Annotated in this window: 1 pseudogene; it reads right to left on the bottom strand. The window is 62.7% G+C overall.

The features are described from left to right. Positions 1–335 (bottom strand): annotated as a pseudogene (locus R0J88_RS19205) (nitrate reductase); the annotation flags it as partial.

Below are 335 nucleotides of genomic sequence, written 5' to 3'. Positions count from 1 at the left end.
ATATGTGCCGCCAGCTGGTTCGCCAGGCCACCGACTTCGCGACCGCCCATCGCATTGGGCTGGCCTGTGATGGAGAACGGCCCCGCGCCCGGCAGCCCGATCTTGCCGCCTGCCAGATGGCAATTGATGATCGCATTGCCCTTGTCGGTGCCACTGGTCGATTGATTCACGCCCTGGGAGAACAGCGTGACCACGTGCAGCTGGGTGGCGAACCAGTAATAGAAGGTCTCGAGACGCTCCACATCGATATCGCAATCCCGCGCGATCGCGGAAAGCGAGCAGTCGTCACGCTTCGCCTGCTTGAGCGCCGCATCGAAACCCTGAGTGTGGGCCTC

This window comes from Pseudoalteromonas sp. SIMBA_162, from assembly GCF_046535955.1.
GTDB classification, from domain to species: Bacteria; Pseudomonadota; Gammaproteobacteria; order Enterobacterales; family Alteromonadaceae; genus Pseudoalteromonas; species Pseudoalteromonas marina.
This window is presented reverse-complemented; position numbering and strand designations above follow the sequence as displayed.